The sequence below is a fragment of the Streptomyces asoensis genome (assembly GCF_016860545.1).
Taxonomy (GTDB): Bacteria; Actinomycetota; Actinomycetes; order Streptomycetales; family Streptomycetaceae; genus Streptomyces; species Streptomyces asoensis.
Genome location: NZ_BNEB01000005.1, coordinates 876523 through 900831, shown reverse-complemented (window position 1 = coordinate 900831; position 24309 = coordinate 876523). Strand labels below are relative to the sequence as shown.

Annotated in this window: 19 protein-coding genes and 1 pseudogene; 6 read left to right on the top strand and 14 right to left on the bottom strand. The window is 73.3% G+C overall.

From position 1 onward, the window contains the following. Window positions 1-43: 43 nt before the first annotated feature. The 3 genes from Saso_RS26990 (at window position 44) to Saso_RS26980 (ending at window position 2797) form a co-directional block, all read left to right on the top strand. Entirely contained in the window at window positions 44-289 is a 246-nt protein-coding gene (locus Saso_RS26990) for a hypothetical protein (protein WP_189924516.1), read from the top strand. Between the two features lie 3 nt (window positions 290-292). Further along, a complete protein-coding gene (locus Saso_RS26985; protein WP_189924517.1) occupies window positions 293-670 on the top strand; it encodes a toxin Doc in 378 nt (125 codons plus the stop codon). Between the two features lie 483 nt (window positions 671-1153). After that, window positions 1154-2797 (top strand): RICIN domain-containing protein, encoded by a 1644-nt coding sequence (locus Saso_RS26980; RefSeq protein ID WP_189924518.1) that lies wholly within the window; start codon window positions 1154-1156, stop codon window positions 2795-2797. A 71-nt stretch (window positions 2798-2868) separates the two neighbouring features. On the opposite strand, the gene Saso_RS26975 is transcribed toward Saso_RS26980, so the two are convergent. Together Saso_RS26975 and Saso_RS26970 are read right to left on the bottom strand one after the other, a co-directional pair. Further along, the gene (locus tag Saso_RS26975; protein ID WP_189924519.1) at window positions 2869-4038 is read right to left on the bottom strand and encodes a lactate 2-monooxygenase; all 1170 of its coding nucleotides are present in this window, start codon (window positions 4036-4038) and stop codon (window positions 2869-2871) included. A 133-nt stretch (window positions 4039-4171) separates the two neighbouring features. Then, window positions 4172-4747: a hypothetical protein gene (locus Saso_RS26970; RefSeq protein ID WP_189924520.1), complete on the bottom strand. Its 576-nt coding sequence runs from the start codon at window positions 4745-4747 to the stop codon at window positions 4172-4174. A 346-nt stretch (window positions 4748-5093) separates the two neighbouring features. Between Saso_RS26970 and Saso_RS26965 the strand changes: the two genes are divergently transcribed. Beyond that, entirely contained in the window at window positions 5094-5528 is a 435-nt protein-coding gene (locus tag Saso_RS26965) for a protease inhibitor (protein ID WP_189924521.1), read from the top strand. Window positions 5529-5782: 254 nt separating this feature from the next. Here the strand turns inward: Saso_RS26965 and Saso_RS26960 are convergent, their stop codons facing one another. The 10 genes from Saso_RS26960 to Saso_RS26915 all read right to left on the bottom strand — a co-directional run bounded on the left by Saso_RS26960 (window position 5783) and on the right by Saso_RS26915 (window position 17011). Continuing rightward, window positions 5783-5980, bottom strand: coding sequence for a CDGSH iron-sulfur domain-containing protein (locus tag Saso_RS26960; protein WP_189924522.1), 198 nt, complete (start codon window positions 5978-5980; stop codon window positions 5783-5785). Next, the gene (locus Saso_RS26955) at window positions 5961-6611 is read right to left on the bottom strand and encodes a HemK2/MTQ2 family protein methyltransferase (protein WP_189924524.1); all 651 of its coding nucleotides are present in this window, start codon (window positions 6609-6611) and stop codon (window positions 5961-5963) included. Before Saso_RS26955 ends, Saso_RS26960 begins: the two co-directional genes overlap by 20 nt. Before the next feature lie 22 nt (window positions 6612-6633). Then, window positions 6634-7650 carry an iron-containing redox enzyme family protein gene (locus Saso_RS26950; RefSeq protein ID WP_189924526.1) on the bottom strand — a complete coding sequence of 339 codons (1017 nt, stop codon included), beginning with the start codon at window positions 7648-7650 and terminating at the stop codon, window positions 6634-6636. Window positions 7651-7716: 66 nt separating this feature from the next. Further along, window positions 7717-7911 (bottom strand): hypothetical protein, encoded by a 195-nt coding sequence (locus tag Saso_RS26945; RefSeq protein WP_189924528.1) that lies wholly within the window; start codon window positions 7909-7911, stop codon window positions 7717-7719. Window positions 7912-7982: 71 nt separating this feature from the next. Continuing rightward, window positions 7983-8996, bottom strand: coding sequence for a Ppx/GppA family phosphatase (locus Saso_RS26940; RefSeq protein WP_189924530.1), 1014 nt, complete (start codon window positions 8994-8996; stop codon window positions 7983-7985). Window positions 8997-9121: 125 nt separating this feature from the next. Continuing rightward, window positions 9122-10624 carry an MFS transporter gene (locus Saso_RS26935; RefSeq protein ID WP_189924532.1) on the bottom strand — a complete coding sequence of 501 codons (1503 nt, stop codon included), beginning with the start codon at window positions 10622-10624 and terminating at the stop codon, window positions 9122-9124. Between the two features lie 175 nt (window positions 10625-10799). Next, window positions 10800-13682 (bottom strand): NHLP bacteriocin export ABC transporter permease/ATPase subunit, encoded by a 2883-nt coding sequence (locus Saso_RS26930; protein WP_189924534.1) that lies wholly within the window; start codon window positions 13680-13682, stop codon window positions 10800-10802. A 1-nt stretch (window position 13683) separates the two neighbouring features. Next, the gene (locus Saso_RS26925; protein WP_189924536.1) at window positions 13684-15906 is read right to left on the bottom strand and encodes an NHLP family bacteriocin export ABC transporter peptidase/permease/ATPase subunit; all 2223 of its coding nucleotides are present in this window, start codon (window positions 15904-15906) and stop codon (window positions 13684-13686) included. Further along, window positions 15903-16709: an HlyD family efflux transporter periplasmic adaptor subunit gene (locus Saso_RS26920; protein ID WP_189924538.1), complete on the bottom strand. Its 807-nt coding sequence runs from the start codon at window positions 16707-16709 to the stop codon at window positions 15903-15905. The genes Saso_RS26925 and Saso_RS26920 overlap by 4 nt, the downstream gene beginning before the upstream one ends. Before the next feature lie 86 nt (window positions 16710-16795). After that, a complete protein-coding gene (locus Saso_RS26915; RefSeq protein WP_189924540.1) occupies window positions 16796-17011 on the bottom strand; it encodes a type A2 lantipeptide in 216 nt (71 codons plus the stop codon). A 1026-nt stretch (window positions 17012-18037) separates the two neighbouring features. Here Saso_RS26915 and Saso_RS26910 point away from each other — a divergent pair. After that, entirely contained in the window at window positions 18038-19567 is a 1530-nt protein-coding gene (locus Saso_RS26910) for a S1 family peptidase (protein ID WP_189924542.1), read from the top strand. 73 nt (window positions 19568-19640) lie between these two features. Here Saso_RS26910 and Saso_RS26905 read toward each other — a convergent pair whose 3' ends face one another. Continuing rightward, a complete protein-coding gene (locus tag Saso_RS26905; protein ID WP_189924544.1) occupies window positions 19641-21794 on the bottom strand; it encodes a SpoIIE family protein phosphatase in 2154 nt (717 codons plus the stop codon). A 290-nt stretch (window positions 21795-22084) separates the two neighbouring features. Here Saso_RS26905 and Saso_RS26900 point away from each other — a divergent pair, with 290 nt between their 5' ends. Continuing rightward, window positions 22085-22693: a response regulator transcription factor gene (locus tag Saso_RS26900; protein ID WP_189924546.1), complete on the top strand. Its 609-nt coding sequence runs from the start codon at window positions 22085-22087 to the stop codon at window positions 22691-22693. Window positions 22694-22954: 261 nt separating this feature from the next. On the opposite strand, the pseudogene Saso_RS38465 reads toward Saso_RS26900, so the two are convergent. Next, window positions 22955-24160: pseudogene (locus Saso_RS38465) on the bottom strand (ATP-binding cassette domain-containing protein); the annotation flags it as partial. Between the last annotated feature and the right edge of the window lie 149 nt (window positions 24161-24309).

The following is a 24309-nucleotide window of genomic DNA, read 5'->3' as shown; positions in this document are numbered from 1 at the left end:
TGGTGATATTTACGAGTAAGTACCCGCGCGGTACCGTGAGGACATGCCAGCCCTCAATGTGGAATTCAGCGATCGCGAGCTGGAGGACCTGCGGCAGATCGCCAAGGAACGCGGTACGTCGATGAAGGCACTCGTGCGGGAGGCGGCCGCCGCCGACATCGCGCGGCACCGGGCGCTCCAGGAGGGCGCGGAGGCCTTCCGCCGCTTCTTCGCGGCACACGCGGACGAGTTCGCCGCGGCCTTCCCCGACGACGAACTCTCCGCGCGGGGCGAGGGGCGGGTCGCCTGACCGATGACATCCGTCATCCACATCGACGTGCCCTGGCTGCTCCAGCGACACGAAGAGGTCCTGCCCGAACAGCCCACCGTGAACGACTTCTCGGCGCTGGTCGCCGCCGTCGCCCGGCACCGGGTCGATCCGCCCCGACTCGGCGTGGACTCCGACCCCGCCTGGCGGGCCGCCGCGCTGCTGCACACCCTCACCGTGCTCAAGCCCCTGCCCGCGGCGAACGCCCGCTTCGCGTGCGCGACGGCGGTGGCGTACATGTTCACCAGCGGGGCGGGCATCGATCCGCCCTACGGCGCGCTCGTCGACCTCGCCCGGGATCTGCTCGACGGCAAGACGGACGTCTACGGTGCCGCGGACCGGCTGCGGTCGTGGCAGATATAGCCATGTGACAGCCGTAGGCACCTGGCGGACATGGGCAGGTGCAAAGCGTTCAGGGCCGCCGGCCGAGGGCGGGAGGAACAAGGCCGGCGGCCGTTTCGCGCAGGAGAGCCGCCGTCCTGCGCGGGGCCTCCGAGGAAGTGGCCGGTTCCAGCCAACTGCGCGGACGGGTGCGCCGGGAGCGTGTACTGCACACCGCCGTGTGCGCGTGTTTCACACGGGGCGCGAGAGCGATATCCGGCCGGGGCGCGGTGGGTGCCGCACGGCGATGCGCAAGAGCGTGAGAGGCGGTGCCGACGCCTTCCGCTTATCGACTTTTCATCAACAAAGCGCGGGTGCGGCCCTCGCCTTGTTGTGCGCGACTCAGTTGTGCAAAGGTGAGCCACCCGTGCGGGGGGTCATGGCCGGGTCCCCGGCGTTCGTCGGCGGAGGCGAATTCCCGCTCCCTGCCGCACCGAACAGGTACGTACCAAAGGAACTCGCTCAGTGCCCACCCCCCAGCCTCCTCGTCCGCCCTATCCTCCGCCCGGCGGGGGTCCCGGAGAATCCGACGAGTCTCTCGCCTCGGGGATACGCGGTGGCGCGGACAGCGAGGTCGCCCAGTCCACCGCCCTGCTGATCGCCCGGCACTGGCGACCGGTGCACGAGTACGCGGTGATCTGTCTCGCCTCCTCCGGCAGCGTGGCGTCCATGGTCACCGCGGCCGCCTTCCACCAGGTCCTCGACCGGCTCAAGCTGGGCGAGCCGGGCACCGCGCTGCGGCCCCGGCTGCTGGTGACGGTGCGGGACACGGCACGGCTGTGGTCCGCCGACGAGGGCCTGTCCGGGGTCCTGCCGGTGCTGCGCAAGCCGGCCGGCGCCCGGGGGATGCGGGCCGCGAAGTCGCTGACGCCGGACAACCGGGTGCTGGCGGAACGCTCGTTCCAGGGGCTCCCCCCGGTCGCCCGCTGCGTGCTGTGGCACGTGGAGGTCGAGGCCGAGGACGTCACCGTCGCCGCGGGGCTGCTCGGGATGGACACCGAGACCGTGACCTCGGCGCTGGAGCAGGCCCGCGACAAGCTCCGCGAGGGCGTCGTCCGCGCCCACCGTGAACTCGCCCCGAGCAAGGACTGCCGCTTCTACAACCGGCTCCTGGACGTGCCCATCCGCCGGGGCGGCGATCTGCTGCCCGATGTGCGCAAGCACCTGGACGAGTGCCGCTACTGCCGTGCCGCCGCCGAACAGCTCGGCCACTTCGAGAGCGGGCTCGGCGTCCTGCTCGCCGAGGCGGTGCTCGGCTGGGGCGCCCGCCGCTACCACGACACCCGCCCGGGCCGGGCCCGGCAGCAGACCGTACGCCTCAAGGGCTCCGCCCGGCACCGCGGCAGGGGCACGCGCGGCCGGCGCGGCAGGGGCGCCGACCTGCTGGCGCGCATCCCCTCGCCCCGCAGACGGGCGTCGGGCGAACCCCGTTCGACGCGTGCGCTGTTCACCGGCGTCGGCCTGGCCTCGGCGGGGCTGCTGACCACGCTGCTCGCGGCCGGCCTGTGGTCCGACGACGGCGGCGCCGACCCGGCCGCGTCCACCAGCGGCAGCGTCCCCGGCATCGACTCGCAGGCCGCCTCCGCCTCGCCGACGGCGCCCGGCACCGCCCAGTTGCCCACCACCCCCCGGCGGACCAGCCTGCGCAACGCCGCCGCCGACCTCTGCCTGGACGTCCGGGGCGAGGTCAGGGCGGGCGCCGCCGTCGAGCTCGCCGACTGCTCCTCCGACGTGACCCAGCAGTGGACGTACGACGACGACGGACAGGTGCGCAGCGCGGCCCAGTCCGGTCTGTGCGTGGACTCCCACGCGGACGCCGGGGTGGTCATCCTCGGCGACTGCGCGGACGCCACCGACCCCCGCGGGGACGACGTCCGCTACGACCTCACCGTGCAGGGCGAGTTGCTGCCCCGCTGGGACGACGCGCTCGCCCTCACGTCGGCCGGCCAGGAGCCGGGCGCCGACGTGGTGGTGAAGGTCCGTGACCACACCACCGCCCAGCGCTGGGTGACCGACAGGGCCTCCGCGACCCCCGGCTCCCTCGCCGTCACCGGCACGGACGCACCCCCTTCGGCCCGGCCGGTCAACCTCCCCGCCGACACCGCCTGACGCCCCCGGCGGCCGGCACCGGAGCGGGTGCGGAGCGGCTGCCGGGCGGGGCGTACCGGCGGCGTCCGGGGTCAGCCGGAGTCCTCCGCGAGGTCCGAGGGGCCCACCGTGGCCGGGCCGGTGTGGCCGGTCAGCGCCAGGGTGAGGTCGAGCTCGGCCAGGAGACAGCGGATCACGTGCTCGACGCCCGGCTGTCCGTCGAGGGCGAGGCCGTACACGTAGGGGCGGCCCAGCAGTACGGCCCGCGCGCCGAGGGCGAGCGCCTTGAAGACGTCGTCGCCGGTGCGCACCCCGCTGTCGAAGAGGACCGTCAGCCGGTCCCCGACCGCGCGTGCCACGCGGGGCAGCGCGTCGGCCGCCGCGATCGACCCGGCGACCTGGCGGCCCCCGTGGTTGGAGACGACCACGCCGTCCATTCCGGCGTCGGCGGCCAGCCGGGCGTCGTCGGGGTGCAGGACGCCCTTCAGGACGATGGGGCCGTCCCAGTTCTCCCGCAGGAACGCCAGGTCCGGCCAGGTCTTGGCGGGGTCCGCGAACAGGCTCACGAAGTGCATGACGGCCGCGTTCGGGTCCTCGTGCACCGGCTTGGCCAGGCCCGCGAGGAAGGCCGGGTCGGTGAAGTAGTTCGCGGTGCCCACCCCGTGCAGGAACGGCAGATAGGCCTGGTCGAGGTCGCGGGGCCGCCAGGCGAGCAGCGGGGTGTCCAGGGTGACCACCAGCACCGTGAAACCGCTGGTCCGCGCCCGCCGCAGGAAGCTGCGGGTGACCTCACGGTCCTTGGACCAGTAGAGCTGGAACCAGCGCTCGGCGTCCCCCATGGCCTCGGCCACCTGCTCGATCGGCGTGCTGGACGCCGACGACAGCACGTACGGCACGCCCTGCGCGGCCGCCGCCCGGGCCGCCGCGGACTCGGCCTCCGGATGCATGATCGACAGCACGCCGACGGGCGCGAGCGCGAGCGGCGCGGGCAGGGCGCGGCCCAGCACCTCGACCGACAGGTCCCGCTCGTGCACGTCCCGCAGCATGCGCGGCACGATCCTGCGGCGCTCCAGGGCGGTCCGGTTCGCCCGCGCCGTGCTGCCGTCCCCCGCGCTGCCCGCCACATAGCCGACCGGTCCGGGCCCGAGACGCCGCTCGGTGAGCTCCTCGAGCCGGGTCAGATCGGTGGGCAGCCGGGGGACCGCGCCGGTCATCCCTTCGAGATAGATCTCGTACTGGAAGTCCCCCCAGTGCTTGGCCATCCCCGCGTCCCGCCTTCCGCCGTCGCGCGCCCGGCCCCGCGTGGCCGTCGCAGGGCGACCATACCGGCGGGTACGCCGCCGGGGCCCCGTCGGGCCGCGGGTACCGCGCGGGACGGCGGCCCCGGACGGCGGTTCATCCCTCGTCCGCGTCCGGGGCGGACGCGTCGGCCGTCCCGTGCGGCCCGAGGCCGGCGTCCGGGCCCTGGGCGCGGACCCGCCGGACGTGTTCGAGGGAGTCCCGCAGTTCGCCGAGCCAGTCCTCGGTGTGATGCTGGACCAGGCGGACGCACCAGGCGAGCGCGTCGCTGCGGCTGCGGGCCACGCCCGCCGCGATCAGGGTGTCGAGGACCTGGCGCTCGGGCTGCCGCAGCCGGGTCATGACCGGCGCCGCCACGTGGGTGAAGAGGGCCCGCTCCGTGCCGCACACCACGCCCCAGGACACCTTCCGCCGGAAGCGGTGCTCGGCGTCGCGGGCCACGGCCATGCGCGTCTCGCGGGTGCGTTCCCGGAACTCCTGGATCCGGGCGGTGACGGCCGCGTCCCGCTCGGCCGCCGGGGCGTCCTGGGCGAGCCGGGGAGCGCCGACGCGGCCGACGACGGTGATCTCCTCGCGGTCGACGGTCACCTCGGTGAGTTCCTCGAAGAGGTCGTCCGGCAACCGTCCCGCGAACCAGCCCCTCAGCTTCTCTGTCTGCTCGTTCGTAATCATGTAATGACCATTACTCCGCAGGTAAGTGAACGCAAGAGGTCCGGGAGAAGTCCGCCGAGAGCGGAAGGGGGCGGCGATCGGGCGATGAGCGGAATGTTTCAGGCCTATTAACGAAGCTATGGAATCCAGTCACGGCGTCGATCGAAGGGATCATGAAGCGCTTGCTTGTGGGCTTGGAACGTTCGAATTCCGTCACTTCTCGCCACTGATTCAACACGCAAGGTTACTGAAACCCATGGGGTCGATGTGAGATTCGGTCGCGGACTCGGCAGACTCGCGCTCGTCGCGTTCGGCACCGACCGAGCCGGACCGGCACACCCCCGAATCGAGCGGAAGGATGCACACAATGCGGAACACCGCGCGCTGGGCAGCGACCCTCGGCCTCACGGCCGCCACCGTCTGCGGATCCCTCACCGGATCCGCGCTCGCCGCCCCGGCCGCAGCGCCCACCTCCCTGTACGCCCCCTCGGCACTCGTGCTGACGGTGGGCCACGGAGAGAGCGCCGCCACCGCCGACGCGGCCCGGGCCGTCACCCTGAACTGCGCCCCGGCCCCCTCGGGCACCCACCCGGCGGCCGCCCTCGCCTGCGCCGAGCTGCGGGCCGCCGGCGGTGACCTCGACGTCCTGGCCGGACCCGGTGGCGCCATGTGCACCAAGCAGTACGACCCGGTGGTCGTCACCGTCGACGGCGTCTGGCGGGGCAAGCGCGTCTCCTTCGAGCGCGCCTTCGCCAACGAATGCGTGAAGAACGCTGCCGCGAGCAGCCTCTTCGCGTTCTGAGACCGGGATCACGGGGTCCTCGTGGACGCCGAGAGAGGCTCGTGAAGTGGGGAGTGCGAGCCCCTGGCACGGGAGCACCGTGATCCCGTAGACCGGAGGCCGTCGGGCGGTGTGGGGCTGCCCGCCGGCCTCCGGTATCACCACACGTGAAGGCGGTGCGACCTCGGGTCGCGCCGCCTTCACGTGTGCGGTGCGCAACTGTCCCCGGCAGGCAGGAGAGCGCCGCGGACGGCTCTCCCGGCCGCGGCCAGCCGCTAGGACCGGTCCCGGTGACTGGTATCGCACCAGGGGTAGCGACGGCTCCGCCGGCAGGTGCACAGGGCGACCCGGAAACGGTCGGAGACGACCGTGCTGCCGTCCTCCAGTTCCACCTCGACCGGCCCTTCGACCAGCAGCGGACCGCGGCGCCGGACGCTGATCCGGCAGGGCTTGTCAGCAGGGGAGTTCGGCACGGACGACCACCAGCTCCTCGTATCCGTCGTCGGCGGACAGCAGCCCGCGCTCGCGCAGCCACTGCCTGCGCTCGCGCAGGACGGGACCGAAGGGAACGCGGTGGCGTCGCGTCACGGACGCCTTCAGCCCGCACCCGCGCAGGATCGTGAGCGTGCTCCCGGGGCCACTGAGCGCGGAGTGCACCATCAGCAGCACGCCGCCCGGCCGCAGCAGCCGGGGCGCCTCGAGACAGATCCGGTCCACCAGCAGCCGTCCGTCGCCGCCCCCGTCCCAGGCCCGGGCCGGTCCGCGCGCCGGACCGCCGGCCGGCGCGGGCACGTAGGGCGGGTTGGTCAGGATCAGGTCGAAAGACCTGCCGCGCACCGGTGCGAAGAGATTGCCGCGGTGCACCCGCACCGGCAGCCGCTCCCGCCATGCGTTGAGGCGTGCGGAGTACACCGCCCGCCGGGACACGTCGATCGCGGTGACCCGCGTGCCGCGGCGGGCCGCGGCCAGCGCCAGCGCGCCGGTGCCGGTCCCCACGTCGAGGACGTCGGCACCCGGCGGCAACGGTTCCTCGGACAGCGCCCCGGCCAGCAGGGCGGTGTCCTCCTGTGGGGCGTAGACGCCCGGGAGCACCAGGGGATTCACGGGCGCCGAGTACCCGGGTCGGTCACGAAATATCCACTTTTTCCTGTTCGGTGATCGGTGAGCGCAGCGACGACCCGCCGGAGCGCCAGGCCTGGAGCAGACGGGCGCCGAGGCGGTCCTCCAGATGGCCGGTGGCGGCCAGCCCGAAGGCGATGTCGGCGGCCAGCCCGGGTTCCTCGGCGAGCAGGCCGGCGATGACCTCGTGGCGCACGACCTGCTCGTGCACCGCGTCGGCCTCGACGTGCTCGTCGTAGAAGTGCGCGGCGGCGGGTCCGGCGCCCACCCGGCGCATCGCCTGCGCCAGCCGCCGGGAACCGGGGGAGGAGGTGATCTCGACCGCCGCGAAGTGACCCACCAGGGCGCCCCGCAGGGACCGGTGCAGACCGAAGAGCGACATCATGTTGACCGTGGCCAGGGTCTCGGCGCACGCCGCGTCCAGATAGCGGCCGTAGGCGGTGTCGAGGTCCAGGTCCGTCATCAGGTCCGCGAACAGCCGCGCGTGGACGCGCTCGGCCCGGCCGCCGCCCCATTCGTCGAACTCCACCGCCGCCATCGCCGCCTTGGCGCGGCCCCACAGCCTCGGCAGCACCCACGCGTGCGGGTCCGCCTCCTTCAGGTGGTACAGGGACCGCTGGGCGGCGTACTCGCGCACCTGCCACAGCTCGCCCTCGGCGGCGAGGAAATGACTGACGCCGGTGCCCTCGGCGGGCTCGACGAGCAGCTCCGCCAGCGCGTCGTCGACGCTGTCGTGGACGGGGGTGTCCTCGCGCAGGGCGGTCAGGAAACGGTGTTCGAGCGCTGCACGGACCCGCAGCAGCGCGGGGTCCCACTCACGGTCGGGCGACACGCCCGCGAACCCGCGGTAGTGCAGTTCGTAGCAGAGGTACAGGGCGAGCTGGAGATCGTCCCCGTACGGGGACGCGGACGCCGAGGTCCCGGCCGCCGGGAGCGGGGCCGTGCCCGCGAGGTACCCGAGGACGGCCGCGGAGACCGGGCCACGGCTGTCCGGCAGCCGTGGCCCGTGGGAGTCGTGTGCCATGCGGGACGGGTACCCCGCGCGCACCGGGTCACCCACGCGCTCACCCCTGTGCGCGGGCGGCCGGCCTCAGTCGCCGCGGGAGTCCTCCTGGGCGTGCCGGTTCGTGCTGAGCGCGTCGCCGGCCTCTCCCTCGTGCCGCTCCCCCTCCGAGTCGTCGGGGTGGGTCTCGGCGTCCTCTATCTCCCGGATGACCTCCTCCAGCGAGGTGCGGGGACGGTGCTGCCCTGCGTCGGGACGCTTCTCGTCGTCGTGGTCGTGCACGGTGGCTTCCTTTCGCCTGGGTCTGTTCGGTCGGTCGTGGTCCGGTGGTCCGGTGGTCGGCGGGGCCGGGGTCAGGGGCCGTGTTGCGCGAGGCGCAGGGGGACCGGCTCCGGGGCCGCGGTCTCCTCGTCGTCGGCGAGCCGGGCGACCTCTGCCCACCAGGCCGGGCCGTCCTCCATGTGCCGCAGCATGACGCCCTCACGGATCGCCCACGGGCAGACCGTGACCGAGGTCAGCCCGGTCAGCTTCATCGCCGTGTGGCCGATGACGGCCCCGGCGAGACTCTGCGCGGCGCGCGGCGCGGAGATGCCGGGCAGCCGGGAGCGTTCGGCGGCGGGCAGGGCGGCCAGGGCGGTGACGGCCTCGCCAAGGTCGGCGCGGTGCAGGGTGCGGTCCATGAACGGGCCGTGCCGTCCCGGGGCGGCGCCGCACAGCCGGCCGAGCTGCTGGAAGGTGCGGGAGGTGGCCACCGCCGTGCGCGGACCCTCCCAGCGGATCCGGGCGGCCACGTCCCTGAGCTGGTGGCGGATCCTGCGCCGGGCCGCCCGCAGGGCCTCGGCGGACGGCGGGTCGTGGTCGGTGAAGAAGTCGTGGGTGATCCGGCCCGCTCCGAGGGGCAGCGAGGCCACGAAGTCGGGGAGCCGGCCGCGCCCGAAGGCCACCTCGAAGGAGCCGCCCCCGATGTCCAGCAGGGCGAGCGGTCCGCACCGCCAGCCCATCCAGCGGCGGGCCCCGAGGAAGGTCAGCTCGGCCTCCACCTCGCCCGGCAGCGTGCACAGCGCGACACCGGTCCGTGCGCGGACCGCGCGCAGCACCTCCCGGCGGTTGGGGGCCGAGCGCACCACGGCGGTCGCGAAGGCCAGCGGCCCCGTGGCGCCCCAGCGGTCCGCGGTCCTGGCAGCCGCGGCGACCGCCGCCACCAGCCGTTCCACGGCCTCGTCCGGGATCGGGTCCCCGGGTGCCACCTGCTCGGACAGCCGCAGCCGCCACTTGGCCGTGTGCACCGGCAGGGGAACACCCCCCGCCGCGTCCGCCACCACCAGCCGCACGGTGTTCGAACCCACATCCAGCACGCTGATTCTCATGGACCGCGAGTACCCAGGCCTAAACCTCCCGCGCCACGCGGCCGGGGAGACCTCGCACACAGGGGCCGCCGTCCCGTACGGACGGCGGCCCCTGTGCCCCGGTGCGGCTCCAGGCCGAAGGCCCGTCACATGTGGACCACCGGCGCCGCGTCGGCGTCCTGGTCCGGCACTCCCCGGCGGAACAGCGCGAACGCGATCACCGCGCCCGCCGCGAAGAAGCCGGCCGACCACCAGAAGGCGGTGGTGTAGCTCTCGATGGTGGCCTGCGCGCGGACCAGCTTGTCCGCGGGGTTCTTGCCCGCCAGGTAGTCGGTGGCGGCGCTCGCGGCCAGGGTGTTCAGCAGGGCCGTGCCGATCGAGCCGCCGACCTGCTGCATGGCGTTGACCGTGGCGGAGGCCACGCCCGCGTCCTCGGCGGCGACCCCGCCGGTGGCCAGCTGCATGGCGGGCGGCATGACCAGGCCGAGGCCGAGACCGGTGACGATCAGCTGGGGCAGTACCGCGCTCACGTAGTGCGAGCCGACGCCGATGCCGGTGAGCCAGGCCATGCCCACCGCGGCGATCGCGAAGCCCAGCGGGATGACCGCCTTCGGGCCCAGGCGCGGCACCAGGACCGTGGTGCCGACCTGCGCCGCCACCATGAGCGCGGCGACCATCGGCAGGAAGGCGACGCCCGTCTTGGTGGGGCTGAAGCCGAGGTTCAGCTGGAGGTAGTAGGTGAGGAAGAGGAACACGCCGAACATTCCGGCGCCGGAGACGAGCACGGCGAAGAAGGAGGCCGCGCGGTTGCGGTCGAGGAGGATCCGCAGCGGCAGCAGCGGGTGCGCCGCGCGGGTCTGCCACCAGGCGAAGGCCGTGAGCAGGACACCGCCCACGATGAGGAAGCCCCAGGTCAGCGGCGAGTCCCAGTCGTGGGTCTCGGCGTTCGAGAAGCCGTAGACGAGGGAGAACAGACCGGCGGCGACCAGGACCGTGCCGGGGACGTCGAGCTTGGAGTTGCCGGCGTCGCGGTGGTTGGTCAGCAGCAGCCAGCCGCCGGCGAAGGCGACCACGGCGATGACGACGTTGACGTACAGCGTCCAGCGCCAGTCGAGCGCGTCGGTCAGCAGACCGCCGAGCAGCAGGCCCACCGCGCCGCCCGCGCCCGCGATGGCGCCGTAGACGCTGAACGCCTTGGCGCGTTCCTTGGCGTCGGTGAACGTGGTGTTGAGCAGGGAGAGGGCGGCGGGGGCGAGGAGCGCGCCGAAGGCACCCTGGAGCGCGCGGGCGGTGACCAGCATCTCGAAGTTGGTCGCGGCGCCGCCGAGCGCGGAGACGGCGGCGAAGCCGACGACACCGATCAGGAAGGCCGTCTTGCGGCCGAAGAGGTCGGCTATCCGGCCGCCGAGGAGCAGCAGGGAGGCGAAGGCCAGGGCGTAGGCGGTGACGATCCACTGCCGGTTGCCGTCGGAGAAGCCGAGGTCGGCCTGGGCCGAGGGCAGGGCGATGTTCACGATGGTGGCGTCGAGCACCACCATCAGCTGGGCCAGGGCGACGACCGCGAGGATCCACCACTTCTTGGTGGAGGCCGCGGAAGGCCCCTGATCGGTGCCCGTGCGGGCGCCGTCCGTCAAGGTCTTCGAAGACATGGGTGAACCACTCCAGGGACGTGAAGGCAAAGAGCACGTAAACGAAACGGTTTCGTACACATCGAGGCTAGACCAGTTTCAGCGAAACGGCAAAGTTTCGTTAGCGAGGGGCGGGAGAAAGGCGTGGGGACAAGGGGAGGCGTGGGGCGGGGAGGGGCGGGCGGCGGTGCGGCGCTCAGGCCAACTGCCGCCGCACCAGCTCGTGCAGCCGGCCGCCGGTGTCCGCGAGGAGCACGCCGGGCGGGCCCTGCTGGGCGACCTTGCCGTTCTCCATCACGATCACCCGGTCGGCGTCCATCACCGTCGACAGCCGGTGCGCGATGACGATCCGCGTGGCGTCGATCTTGCGGGTGCTCTCCATCACCGTGCGCTGGGTCTCGTTGTCCAGGGCGCTGGTCGCCTCGTCGAAGAACACGATGCGCGGGCGGCGGATCAGCGCCTGGGCGATCATCAGGCGCTGACGCTGGCCGCCCGAGACCGATCCGCTGCCCGAGACGATCGTGTGCAGCCCCATCGGCATGCGCCGGATGTCCTCGGCGAGCCCCGCCATCTCGGCGGCCGCCATCGCCTCCTCCGGTGTGTAGGCCTCCGTGCCGCAGATGACGTCCAGCAGCGAACCGGTGAACGGCTGGGCGTGCTGGAGCACCACCCCGCACTGCCGCCGCACGGCCGACTGATCCAGCGCGGCCAGGTCCTGACCGTCGTACAGCACGCTGCCCGAGGCCGGACCGTCGAAGCCGATGAGCAGCCTGAGCAGCGTCGACTTACCGCAGCCGCTCGGGCCGACGATCGCCACGAACTCGCCCGGCCGCACCTCGAAGGAGACGTCGTCGAGGACGAGGGGCCCGTCGTCGGAGTACCGGAAGGACAGCCGGCGGGCCTCGAGCGCACCGGTCAGCGGGCCCGGCCGGGTGTTCGCCTCCCGGACCTCGGGCGTCGCCTCCAGCACCGGCCGGATCTCCTCGAACAGCGGCAGCGCGGCCACCGCGGACACGAAGGCACCGGTCAGCGAGGTCACCGAGGTCAGCAGCATCGTCATCGACGTGTTGAAGGTCAGGAAGTCCGCCGCCGACAGCGTGCCCCGCGCCGGACCGGCCAGGAGCATGAACATCAGCAGCGAACACAGCGGCAGGTACACCGAACCCAGCACCGTGCTCAGGTTCTTGATCCGGCCGAGGCGCTGCTGGAGCTCACGGCTGCGCGCGAACTGCGCGGCCCAGGCGGCGTACGCGTAGTTCTCGGCGGCCGCCACCCGCAGCTTCGGCAGCCCCCGCAGGGTCTGGAAGGCCTGGTTGTTCAGCTTGTTGGAGAGCACCACGAGCCGGCGCTGCCAGCGCACCTGCCACAGGCCGAGCCCCAGGAACACGGAGGCGACGACGACCAGCATGCCGATCGCGGCCAGCGCCATCGGCACGCTGTACCAGAGCAGCAGCCCCAGGTTCATCGCCCCGACGGTGACGGACTGCGCCACCGACGGCCCCAGTCCCGCCAGCAGCCGGCGGATCGCGCTGACACCCATCGCGGCACTGGCCAGTTCACCCGTGGAACGCCGGGCGAAGAACTCCGTCGGCAGCCGGAGCAGCCGGTCCCACACCGCGGGCTGGAGGGTCGCCTCGATCCGGCCCTCCATCCGCAGGATGGTCAGATTCTGGAGCAGCGTGAACGCCGCGGCCACCACGCCGCCGATCATCACCGCCAGACACACCTGCACGATCAGGTCCTGCTGCGCCCTCGGCACGTACTCGCCGAGCACCTTGCCGGTGGCGATCGGCACCAGTGCCCCGATCGCCACCGTCACCAGACCGCTGACCAGCAGGTTCGTCAGGTCGCTCGCCGTGCCGCGCATGCTGAAGCGCAGCAGGCCGAGAGGGCCGGGGCCGCGCTCCGGCAGCGGGCGGTAGAACATGACCGCCCTCGGCTCGAACTCGGACGCGTTGGCCTTCTCCACCGGGGTCTCCCGCCCGGTGGAGGGGTGCACCGCGACATAGCCGCCGCGCCGCCACAGCAGCGCCACCGGCGCCCCGGACAGGGCCCGGTGCCCGACCAGCGGCCCCACGTCGTCCCGCCACCAGCGGCCGTCCAGCCGTACGGCCCGGGCCCGGACCCGGGAGGCGAGCGCGACCCGCTCGACCGGGTCCAGCCGGTCGCTCCCGGCGCCCATCCGCGCCGGTTCCACCAGGGTGATCCCGGCCGCCCGGGCGACGAGCCGGCAGGCCGCGTAGGTGGCGTCGGCGTCGGCCGCCGTGGCCCGCCGGTCCGCGCCCGCACCGCCGTCACGGGCGCCCCGGCCCCGCGGGCCGATCGAGGCGAGCAGGGTCCGGTCGGCCTGCGCGCGGACCGCCTCACCCGCCTTGATCCCGGCGGCCGTCCGGGTCTCGTGGGTGTGTTCCAGCTCCTCGATCCAGCGGTCCAGCGCGGTCAGCAACCGGTACTGCTGGTCCACCATGCTCTGCCACACCGCGGGGTCCATCAGCAGGTCGGCGGCGGCCTCGGCGCCGTACAGCGCGCCGTACTGCACGCTGCCCGGCGGCACCTGCATCCAGAAGACGTCGTCGTCGCCCTGCGCCCCCGCCCCGGCCCGCACGGGTCCCGCCCCGTCCCCGGCCGCGGACTCGCCCGCCATCGGCGCCTGGAAGAGGACCGACAGACCGCGGCCGACCCCGAGGGCGAGCGCGTACTCCAGCGGGCTCGAAGCCGGCGGCACGTACTGGGGGTTGCCGTACGCGTCGTAGGACCAGGTCTCGGTGCTCGCGGGCTGGTACAGCTCACGCAGCCCGACGCGGTGCACGACGCAGTCGCGCAGCGGACGCGCCACGAGGGTGTGGCGGGGACCCTGGACCGGACCGAGCAGCAGGGCCCCTGCCTCCAGCCGGCCCAGGTGGTGCCAGTGCCCCTGCTGTGCGGCGTCCACCGCGAACAGGTCCAGCGCCCCCGACGCCACCACCCACAGCGCCTGCGGACCCTCCAGGTCCAGACGGCCGGAGCCCGCGCAGTCGATCCGCCGGCCCAGCTGCCCCAGCGCGGCGAGCACGTCGTCCGTCCCGGATACGGTCGTCATCTCATCGCTCCCTGACCAGCGCCGCGTACGCGCCGCCGCGTGCCACCAGTTCCTCGTGCCGCCCGCGCTCGACGACGCTCCCGTGCTCGAGGACGACGATCTCGTCGCTGTCGCGGACCGTGCTGAGCCGGTGCGCGATCACCACGCACGCGCAACCGCGCCGGCGCAGGTTGTCCATCACCACCTGCTCGGTCTCCGCGTCCAGCGCGCTGGTCACCTCGTCCAGCACCAGGATGCTCGGCCGGCGCACCAACGCCCTCGCGATCTCCAGGCGTTGACGCTGACCGCCGGAGAAGTTGCGGCCGTCCTGCTCGACCCTGCCGTGGATGCCGCCGGGCCGCCGCGCGACCGTGTCGTACAGCGCCGCGTCCCGCAGCGCTTCCACGACCGCGTCGTCCGGGATCGACGGGTCCCACAGCGCCACGTTGTCCCGCACCGAGCCCTCGAAGAGGAACACCTCCTGGTCGACGAAGGACACGGAGGAGGCGAGCGCCCCGCGCGAGATGTCCTCCAGCCGCTGTCCGTCGACCCGGATCACCCCCTCCCAGGGCGTGTACAGGCCCGAGATCAGCCGGGACACGGTCGACTTGCCGCTGCCCGAGCCGCCCACCAGCGCCACCTGCTGTCCCGGTCCGACCGTCAGATCGAAACCGCTCAGCAGCGGCTGGTCCAGGGGGCTGTAGCCGAAGGTGATGTTCTCCAGCTCGACGTGACCGTGCAGCCGCCGGGTGGAGTCGCCGCCGAAGCGGCGGTCGTAGAGCGGGTCGGCGCGGAAGTTCTCCACGTCCTTCAGCCGGGCCACGTCCGCCGCGAAGTCCTGGATCCGGCCCGCGACCCCGTTGAGACGGGTCAGCGGCGCGGTGAAACGGGCGACCAGGGCCTGGAAGGCGACCAGCAGGCCCACCGAGATGTGCCCCTCGATCGCCCGCATACCGCCGATCCACAGGATCAGCGCGCTGTTGAACGTCGCGAGCGTCGGCGCCACCACACCCAGCCAGGCGCTCGGCACGCCGAGCCGCTGTTGCTCCTCCAGCGTGGTGGCGTGCTGCCCGGCCCACTTGCGGAAGTACCCGTCCTCGCCGCCCGTCGCCTTCATCGTCTCGATCAGCTGGAGCCCGGTGTACGCCGTGTTCGTCAGCCGGGCGTTGTCGGCCCGCAGTTTCGCCGTCCGCGTCGCGCGCAGCCGGACGACGATCCGCATGGCGACGATGTTGAGCAGGGCCACGCCGATCCCCACGAACGTCAGCTGCGGGTCGTAGGTGTAGAGGAGGACCGCGTACAGGACGACGACGACGGCGTCCACGCCCGCCGACGCCAGATCACGGGCCAGGGTCTCGGCGACCGCGTCGTTCGACTGGAGACGCTGGACCAGGTCGGCCGGGCTGCGCTGGGAGAAGAACGTCACCGGCAGCCGCAGCAGATGGCGCAGGAATCGGGCGCTGGACAGGGTCGAGGAGATGATCCGGCCGTGGTGCAGATTGGCCTGCTGGAGCCAGGTCAGGACCACCGTGAGCGCCACGCACGTCGCCATAGAGGCGAACAGCACGCCCAGCAGGGAGGTCTGCCGGCCGATCAGGAACATGTCGATGTAGGTCCGGCTGAGCGCCGGTACGGCCGACCCCACCAGGACCAGCAGCAGGCTCGCCAGCACCGCCGCGGGCAGGGTGCCCGCGGTACCGCGCAGCCGCGCCGGCATCGCGCCCAGCACACCGGGTCGGCGCCCGCCCCGCTCGAAGTCCTCGCCCGGCTCCAGCACCAGCACCACGCCGGTGAAGCTGCCGTCGAAGTCCTCCATCGGCACGAACCGGCGCCCCTTGCCGGGGTCGTTGATGTACACGCCCCGGCGGCCGAAGCGGCGGCCCAGGCCCTCGTAGACGACGTAGTGGTTGAACTCCCAGAAGAGGATCGCGGGAGAGCGCACCCCGGCGAGGGCCGCCAGGTCCATCTGCATGCCCTTGGCCGTCAGGCCGTAACCGCGGGCCGCCTTGAGCAGGTTGCTGGCCCGCGAGCCGTCGCGCGAGACACCGCACGCGATGCGCAGCTCCTCCAGCGGGACGTGCCGTCCGTAGTGCCCGAGGACCATGGCGAGCGAGGCCGCCCCGCACTCCACCGCCTCCATCTGGAGCACGGTGGGCGTGCGGACGGTCTTCGTCCGGCTCTTGGGGACCGTCCGCCGGGGCGGCGCGGCGCGCCGCCTGCCGCGGGTCTCCCGCGTGGCGGTCACGGGAGCAGCCAGTCGACGGGACGCTGGTCGGCCAGCCGGATGGAACCCGTGCCCATCGTCATCGACGTGAGGGGGTACGGGGGGCCGTCGGCGGTGGACCACGCGTAGCCGCTCTTCGTCGTCGCCGACCGGTCCAGCCGGACGAGGACCGCGACGGGGCGGCCGTCCTCGGTGAACTGCTCGCCGAGCCTGCTGTCGCCGAGGAAGGCGGCGATCGCCTGCGCCGACTGGGCCGCGCGGTCCACCGACTTCACATGGCCGCGCAGCACGCCGTACTCCTGGGAGGGCACGGTCTGCACGGTCAGGTCGACGGCGGCGCCCTCGGGGACGGAGGCGCCGTTCTCGGCCGGGACGTACACCGTGGCGTACAACGGGTCGTCGGCGTGCGCGACCTTCTCCACGGCGGCGACGTTCGCGCCGGTGGAGACGATCTGCCCGATGGTGGCGGCGAGGGCGCTGATCCGGCCCGCGGCGACCGTGCGCACCACGGTGTCGCCCCGCTCCGTGCGCACCTTCAGCACGGGTGAGCCCGCGGGCAGCCGTTCGCCCTCCTTCGCGAGGACCGCGGTGACCTGGCCCGCCGCCGGGCTCTGGAGGATGTAGCTGCCCTCACCGTGGGTGAGGACGGCGGGCGCGCTCACCGTGGAGGAGACCGAACCGGTCACCGCCCACACGGAAGCGGCCGCCATGACGACGATCGTCACGGACAGCACCAGCCAGCCCTGCGGGCGCGCGAAACGCACCGGCAGGTCGAGCTCCTCCGGTGACTGGAGCTTGGCGAGAGCCTGTTGGCGGAACTGCACGGGGCTTACCTCGGGAGGTTCAGGGCACCGAAGAGTCCCGGAGCCGGGTGACGGCTCCGGGACTCGAAGGAGTCACAAGGACGCGATCAGAGACCGGCGACCAGGTTGGTGACCGGGGCCGTGTTCAGGCCGGTGACACCCTCGACGGTGCCGACGACCGTGTTGACCAGGCCGGAGACCGGGGCGACGCCGTCCACCAGGCCGGTGACGGTGCCGACCGCGTTCAGGGACAGACCGCCGGCGACGTTGTCCAGCTCGGCGTCGGAGATCTCAGCGGTCTGAACCTGGGGGGTGGAGTTCATGGTGGAACTTCCCTTCACATGGATATCTCATCAGGGGGGAGCGGCCCCCTCTGGGGACAGATGACGGCCGCGACCACGGGCACCGGCCCCCGTCGCCGGGGGACGCGGTGGCCCTGCGGTGCGATGGATCAAAGCAGGTCCGTGACCGGCGCAGCCAATCAATCACGGCCCTCACCTGCGGACTTGTGTCACGCAAGCGTCGAACGGTGCAGGAGTGCCCACCACTTGTCGCCAGCTTCTTCACACCACGGCGGGCATCCGCTCGGATGAGCGGTCGGCGCCCTGACGGCGAATGGGACACTCCGGCCCCAAAGCCGTGACCGGCGCCGCGCAGATGTGCAGAAGCTCCGCGCGCGGTGACCCGCTTGGGCATTCGCTGTGCAGATTCCCTGGAGCGGGGATTTGGCCCGCCGTTCTCGACGCACGGTCATGTGCCGTGCGCGGAGCGTGAGATGTCGATCCGGGGCGGAGCGGGGACGCACAGCCGGCGCACATGTCTGCGATCGCGACGCCGGGGCCCCGGACCGCCGGAACCGATCGGATCAGGCCATCCGGACCGGTCGCCTCCGGCCGGAACGGACTGGGCCGCCCCGCCGTCTTCCTCTCTTCGGACACCTGCCCGCGACCGGCGCGCGGATCCCGGTGCCCCGTGCCCCGCCCGTCGCCCGAACCCGCTCCCGGGACCCTCCCGCACTCCTGGGCGCAACTCTGTGAACAGGGAGAACCTGGGGATCGACCGCTCTCGCCGACGAGTCGGACGAGTCCGTCCCGCGGGGTCGCCCGCGGTGCCGATCCGGCCGGGGCGGTCCTGTCGGCTTCGGCGGCCGACGTCGACATATGGGCGATTGTTCCGCGCCCCGTGCGCCCCGACCCGGGTCATGGCCGATTCACGTGTTGGCAAAGGAAGTTGGCAAACGCGATTGAACGCAACCCGCGCACCCCGCGTACTCATGGCCAACCAGGCGCCGCTGTACGGAGCTGCCGGACCCCGGCAGCCAGACCCCGTCCCCCAGGAGGTCGAGTTTTTTGAGTCACAAGCGAGTTACGAAGCGTAAGGCCATCATCGCGGCAGGCGGTGTGGCGGCGCTCGGAGCGGCGGCCATCCTGCTTCCCCAGGCCAACGCCTCCCAGGACGGCACGTCCGACGGCGCCGCCTCGGTGAAGACCCTGAAGGCGGGCGACGCCTCGGACCTCGCGTCCCAGCTCGAGAAGCTGCTCGGTGACGCCTTCGCCGGTTCGTACTACGACGACGCCGGCAAGCAGCTCGTGGTCAACGTCGTGAACGTCTCCGGCGACAAGAACAACGTCGTCGTGCAGGCCGAGAAGGCGGGCGCCAAGGTCCGCGAGGTCGAGAACAGTAAGGCCGAACTCGAGGCCGCCGCCAAGACGCTGAAGGCCAAGGCCACCGTCCCCGGCACCTCCTGGGCCGTCGACCCCAAGACGAACAAGATCCTCGTCACCGCCGACTCCACGGTCACCGGCAACAAGTGGGACCAGGTCGACTCGACCGTGAAGACCCTCGGTTCCGGCATGGCCACCATCAGGAAGTCGGCCGGCACCCTCAAGCCCCTGGTCTCCGGCGGCGACGCGATATTCGGCGGCGGGGCGCGCTGCTCCCTCGGCTTCAACGTGACGGCGGGCGACGGCTCCCCGGCCTTCCTGACGGCCGGTCACTGCGGGGTCGCGGCCGAACAGTGGTCCGACAGCCAGAACGGCCAGCCCATCGCCACCGTCGACCAGGCCACCTTCCCCGGTGACGGCGACTTCGCGCTCGTGAAGTACGACGACCCCAACACGCAGGCGCCCAGCGAGGTCAACACCGGCCAGCAGACGGTCGCCATCAGCCAGGCCGCCGAGGCGACGGTCGGCACGCAGGTCTTCCGGATGGGCAGCACCACCGGCCTCAACGACGGTCAGGTGCTCGGCCTCGACGCCACCGTGAACTACCCCGAAGGCACGGTCACCGGCCTCATCCAGACGGACGTCTGCGCCGAGCCCGGCGACAGCGGCGGCTCGCTCTTCACCCAGGACGGCCAGGCGATCGGCCTGACGTCGGGCGGCAGCGGCGACTGCACGGTCGGCGGCGAGACCTTCTTCCAGCCGGTGACCACCGCCCTCGCGGCGGTCGGCGCGACGCTCGGCGACGGCGGTGCCGGCGCCGGTGACGCGGCCGGCGGCGCCGGTGCAGGTGCCGGTGCGGTGGACGAGAACGGTGACGGTATCGACGACAACACGGGCGAGGCCATCCAGGGCGGCGGCGATGCCGGTGCCGGTGCGGTGGACGAGAACGGTGACGGTATCGACGACAACACGGGCGAGGCCATCCAGGGCGGCGGCGATGCAGGTGCCGGTGCGGTGGACGAGAACGGTGACGGTATCGACGACAACACCGGTGAGGCCATCCAGGGCGGCGGCGACGCGGCGGCCGACGGCGGCGCCGACCAGAACGCGAACGGCGGCGCCGACGCGTCCGGCGACGGCCAGGACCAGTCCGGAAACGGCAAGAACCGCAAGGGCGGCCAGCAGGACGGCTCGGGCGTGAACGAGTCGCACTGACCCACCAGCAGCGCGAGCGGTCCGGTCCTCCGGCGGGGGCCGGACCGCTCGCGTGTGCGCGCGACCACGGCCGTCAGCCGTCCGCCACGGCCCGCAGCAGCAGCAACGCCACGTCGTCCAGCCGCTCCTCCGCCGTCGCGTGCCGACCCACCAGGTCGTCGGCCACCTCCTCCAGCGGACGGTTCCCGGCCTCGCCGAGCCGCCGCCCCAGCTCCGCGACCGCGTCCTCGATGTCCACCCCCGGTGTCTCGATGAGCCCGTCCGTGTAGAGGGCGAGGACACAGCCGGTGGTCAGCTCCACCTCCGTCGTCGGATAGGCCGCCGCGCCGTCGATCCCCAGCAGCGGACCACCCGCGAGGTCCAGCACCCGCACCCGGCCGTCCGCCCGGCGCAGCAGCGGCGGGGGATGCCCGGCCCGCGCCATGACCGCGCGCCCCGCGGCCGGATCCAGCCGCAGGTACAGACAGCTCGCGAACAGCTCGGAACCCAGGTCGATCAGCAGCCGGTTCGTGCTGCGCATGACCTCCCCGGGCTCCTGCCCCACCGTGGTGTACGCGCGCACGGCGGTGCGGATCTGACCCATCAGCCCGGCCGCCGTCACGTTGTGCCCCTGCACGTCACCGATCACGGCCGCCGCGAGCGGGGCCGAGGGCACCAGGTCGTAGAAGTCCCCGCCGATCTCCATCCCGCGGGTCGCGGGCAGATAGCGGGCGGTCGCCTCGATCCCGGCGAGCGAGGGCAGCGAGGGCGGCAGCAGCGCCGCCTGGAGCCCGTGCGCCAGCCGGTGCTTGACGTCGTACAGCAGCGCCCGGTCCAGGGCCTGCGCGATCAGCCCGGCGAGGCTGGTCAGCACGGCCCGCTCATGGGTGGAGAAGACGTGCGGTTCGGCGTAGGCCAGCACACAGGCCCCCACCGGGCGGCCGGAGGCGATCAGCGGCAGGAAGGCCCACGCGGCGAAGCCGTCGGGCGAGGACCGCCGGGCCGGGTACAGGCGTTCCAGGTGCTGCCGCGACTCGAAGAAGGCCGGCACGCCGTGGGTGACGGCGTGCGCGCCGGGCGTCGGGGAACTCAGGGGCGTCCGGTCGAACCGCTCGACGAGCCGCGGCTCGGGATACCCGTGGTGCCCGAGCACGTGCAGCCGGCCGGCCCGCGCGCCGAGCAGGGCCAGGGCCTGACTGCCCACCGCGGGCGCGATCTCGTCCGCCACCAGCCCGACCACGTCCTGGACGCTCACCGTCTCGGTGAGCGCCCCGGCCAGACTGAGCGCCTGCGACATCGACACCAGCCGGGTCGGCGCGTCCTCGGCGCGCGCGTCGGACGGCCGCGTCTCCGAGACCGCCCGGGCGCGGCTGATCCGCACGCTGATCCCGGTGGTGCTCGGATACAGCCGGAGCGACAGCCAGTGCGAGGGCGGCCGCAGCGCCACGAACGAGGTGGCCTCCTGGCTCAGCAGCGCGGCCCGGTAGCGCTCCTCGTACAACGGGTCGTTGAGCCAGGCCACGGCCGCCCACAGCTGCGACCCGAGCAGCTCGCCCACGGGGACCCCGAGCAGCTCGGCCGCCGCCTCGTTGGCGAAGGTGATCCGTCCGCTCACGTCCAGCGAGCACATCCCGTACGGCAGGCGCGCCACCATCCGGGCCGCCTCCAGCGGGCCCAGGGTGTCGGACACGCCGCTCACCGAAAGGTCCAGCAGGTCGGACTCGGCCCGCACCGAGCGGTTCTCCGACGCCGCGCGTTCCAGCCGCAGCGCGAGCCGCTCGCAGGCCGTCGTCAGTTCCCGGCGCTCGCGGTCGGACAGCTCCGGAGGGTGCGAACCCGGCCAGGTCACGTACACCGCGCCGTGGACCCGGGAGGGACCGAGCACCGGCAGCGCGGCGAGTGCGAAGGGATAGGGCAGGACGACGGCGATCCGGGGATAGCGGCGGGCCATCTCCTCCGCCCCTCCCACCCAGACCAGCCGCCGTTCGCGCACCGCTTCGGCGACCGGGATCGGCGCGCTGACCCCCACCCGCTCCCAGGGCGCAGCGAAGGACCGGGGCAGCCCCGCCATCACCGCCATCTCCAGGACCGGCCCGTCACCCGGACGCAGGTACACGGCTCCCGAGTGCGCTCCGACGGCGTCCATCATCGACGTCAGGGCGAGGGAGAGCAGCGGCCGGTCCACCGGCGTCCACACGGGCGCGGGCGCCTGACCGGACGACGTCTGACCGTCCGACACGGCGACCACCTCCTCGCCCGGCGCCGCGCGAGCCCCCAGGCTCCAAATCTGCCCCCTGGCGGCGCGGCGCGCACGGCGAGCGGCCCGCCCGCGAAGTCCGCGCGGTACCCCGTCGGCCCTTGTCCATGCCCCCTCGGCCGAAGCGCGGGACGGCGTACGGGCGCCCCGCGTGCGCCCCCGCGCAACCCGATGGCCGGATCTTCGCGCTGGGAAGCGATCCGGCGGCCGAAGAATGGGCACGCGTTCAGCACCACGGACAACAGCAGGCAACCGGCGCACGGTGAGCTGAAGGGGCGGCAGTGATCCAGGTACTTCTGGTGCACGACGCGTGTCTGGTCAGATCGGTTCTCGCACAGTGGCTGTCCAGGGAACCCGATCTGCGGGTGGACGACGTGCCGTGGCGCGGCGCGGCCGGCCGGGTCGGCGCGGTGCGCCCTGACGTGTGCGCGGCGGACCTCGACTGCTCCGAGGCGTCCGGCCTCCCGCCGCTGGGCGAGTTATGCCCGCGCGGCGGCGGGCTGGTCCCTCCGCGGCTTCTCGTGCTGGCCAGCGCGCACCGGCCGGGCCTGCTGAAACGGGCTCTGGAGGCGGGGGCGCTCGGCTACGTCGACAAGGAGGGCACGCCCGAACAGCTGGTGAGCGGCATCCGCAAGGTCGCCCGGGGGGAACGTTTCGTCAACAGCTCACTCGGCTTCGGGTTCCTGAAGGCCGCCGAGATGCCGCTGACCCGACGCGAGCTCAGCGTGCTGACCCTCGCCGCCGAGGGGGCCTCCGTCGCCGAGATCGCGGGGAACCTGCACCTGTCCCACGGGACCGTGCGCAACTACATGGCGGCGATCACCCGCAAGACCGGCGCCCGCAACCGCGTCGACGCCATCCGGATCTCCCAGGGGCAGGGCTGGCTGTGAGCCGTCCCCGGCGGCCCCTGCCCGCGAGGTCTCCCCGACCGCTTCCCAGCCGCCGACGAGATCGCGGTACAGACCGCAGTCCCGCAGCACCTTCTGGTGCGTGCCGAGGGTGGTGCGCGGCCCGTCCATGACCAGCACCCGGTCCGCCCGCCCGGCCGAGCTGATGCGGTGGGCGACGACGACCAGGGTGCCGCCCGTCCGGGCGGCGAACGCCCCCTCCGCGCGAGCCTCCGCCGCCGGGTCCAGATGGCTGGTCGCCTCGTCGAGCAGGGCCAGCGGCGCGGACGATAGGTACGCGCGGGTGAGGGCGATCAGCTGGCGCTCGCCCGCCGACAGCGCCGCCGGTTCCACCGGCGCGGCCGGTCCGCCCAGCCTGTCGAGCAACGGGAGCAGTCCGACCGCGTCGGCCGCCGCGAGGAGCTCGTCCTCGGGCACGGCGTCCTCGCGCAGGTGCGTGAGGTTCTCGCCGAGGGTGCCGGTGAACACGTACGCCTCCTGCGGGATCAGCACCCGCCGGGCGGCGGCGTCGGCACCCGGTACCGGTCGGCCGCAGATCCGTATCTCCCCGCGCACCGGTTCCAGCAGCCCCGCCACCAGCGCGGTCAGCGTGGACTTCCCGATCCCGCTCGGACCGACTACGGCCAGATGGGCCCCGGCGGGCAGGTCGAGCGTGAGGCCGTCGACCACGGGTGCGGCGGCGGCGCCGTAGGCGAAGGTGAGGGAGCTCAGGGTGAGCGCGGACGGCACGGAACCGGACGCCCCCGCGAGCGGCGGGACCCACGACACTGCGGCCCGCGCTGCTTCCGCCTTCGGCGCGTCTGCCTTCGACGCTCCTGCCCGAGGCGCCCCGCCCGCCCGGTGCGGGCTCGGCGGCCGTGGGCCGCACACCGCTCGCTCGTCGGCGCGGGACCGGGGGCCCGGTCCCGCGCCGGAGTCCGTCAGGCGGCGCAGGACGACCGTCAGTCGGGAGCCGCTGGTGCCCAGGCCGTGGACCAGGGCGGTGAGGGCCGGGACGAGGGACTGGGTGACGTAGGCCAGAGCGCCGACCAGGGCGCCGGGGGAGACACCGTGGTCCAGGAGCCATGGGCCCCCTGCCAGCAGCAGGACCAGCGGGAGCCGGCCGCCGAGCGCCAGACAGACCACCCGTGCCACGCCCCACCGTGCCAGGACCCGCGCCGCCTGCGACTCGGCCTCGACCAGGGCGCCGGTGTCCCGCGCGATCCGGTCCTCCGCGCCGGCCGCCGTGACGTCCCGAAGCCCCGGGCAGACGACACCCAGGTCCTGCGCCAGCGCCTCGTCGGCGGCGAGGAACCTCTCCTGCCGACGGGCCAGGGGCCGCAGCGTCACGAAGAACAGGCCCACGCCGGCGGCGAGCGGCGGCGCGACCACCAGGAGCAGGGGCGGGGCGAGCGAGGCCAGCCCGGCCAGGGCGCCGACGCAGGTGAACACGAACGAGCGCGAGACCATCACCAGGCCCGCGAAGCTGTCCCGGGCGATCTCCACCTGCTGGGTGAGGCGCGAGAGCGCCCCGCCGTCCGCCTCGCGCACCCCCGTGCGCACCACCCGGGTGACGAGCCGGTCCCGCAAGGGCTCCACCAGCGCGGCGACCGCCCCGT

What these genes read in the sequence shown, in the direction of transcription:
- Saso_RS26990 (WP_189924516.1), top strand. Translation starts at nt 44, where the DNA reads ATGCCAGCCCTCAATGTGGAATTCAGCGATCGCGAGCTGGAGGACCTG.
- Saso_RS26985 (WP_189924517.1), top strand. Translation starts at nt 293, where the DNA reads ATGACATCCGTCATCCACATCGACGTGCCCTGGCTGCTCCAGCGACAC.
- Saso_RS26975 (WP_189924519.1), bottom strand. Translation starts at nt 4,038, where the DNA reads ATGGCCAAGCACTGGGGGGACTTCCAGTACGAGATCTATCTCGAAGGG.
- Saso_RS26970 (WP_189924520.1), bottom strand. Translation starts at nt 4,747, where the DNA reads ATGATTACGAACGAGCAGACAGAGAAGCTGAGGGGCTGGTTCGCGGGA.
- Saso_RS26965 (WP_189924521.1), top strand. Translation starts at nt 5,094, where the DNA reads ATGCGGAACACCGCGCGCTGGGCAGCGACCCTCGGCCTCACGGCCGCC.
- Saso_RS26950 (WP_189924526.1), bottom strand. Translation starts at nt 7,650, where the DNA reads ATGGCACACGACTCCCACGGGCCACGGCTGCCGGACAGCCGTGGCCCG.
- Saso_RS26940 (WP_189924530.1), bottom strand. Translation starts at nt 8,996, where the DNA reads ATGAGAATCAGCGTGCTGGATGTGGGTTCGAACACCGTGCGGCTGGTG.
- Saso_RS26935 (WP_189924532.1), bottom strand. Translation starts at nt 10,624, where the DNA reads ATGTCTTCGAAGACCTTGACGGACGGCGCCCGCACGGGCACCGATCAG.
- Saso_RS26930 (WP_189924534.1), bottom strand. Translation starts at nt 13,682, where the DNA reads ATGACGACCGTATCCGGGACGGACGACGTGCTCGCCGCGCTGGGGCAG.
- Saso_RS26915 (WP_189924540.1), bottom strand. Translation starts at nt 17,011, where the DNA reads ATGAACTCCACCCCCCAGGTTCAGACCGCTGAGATCTCCGACGCCGAG.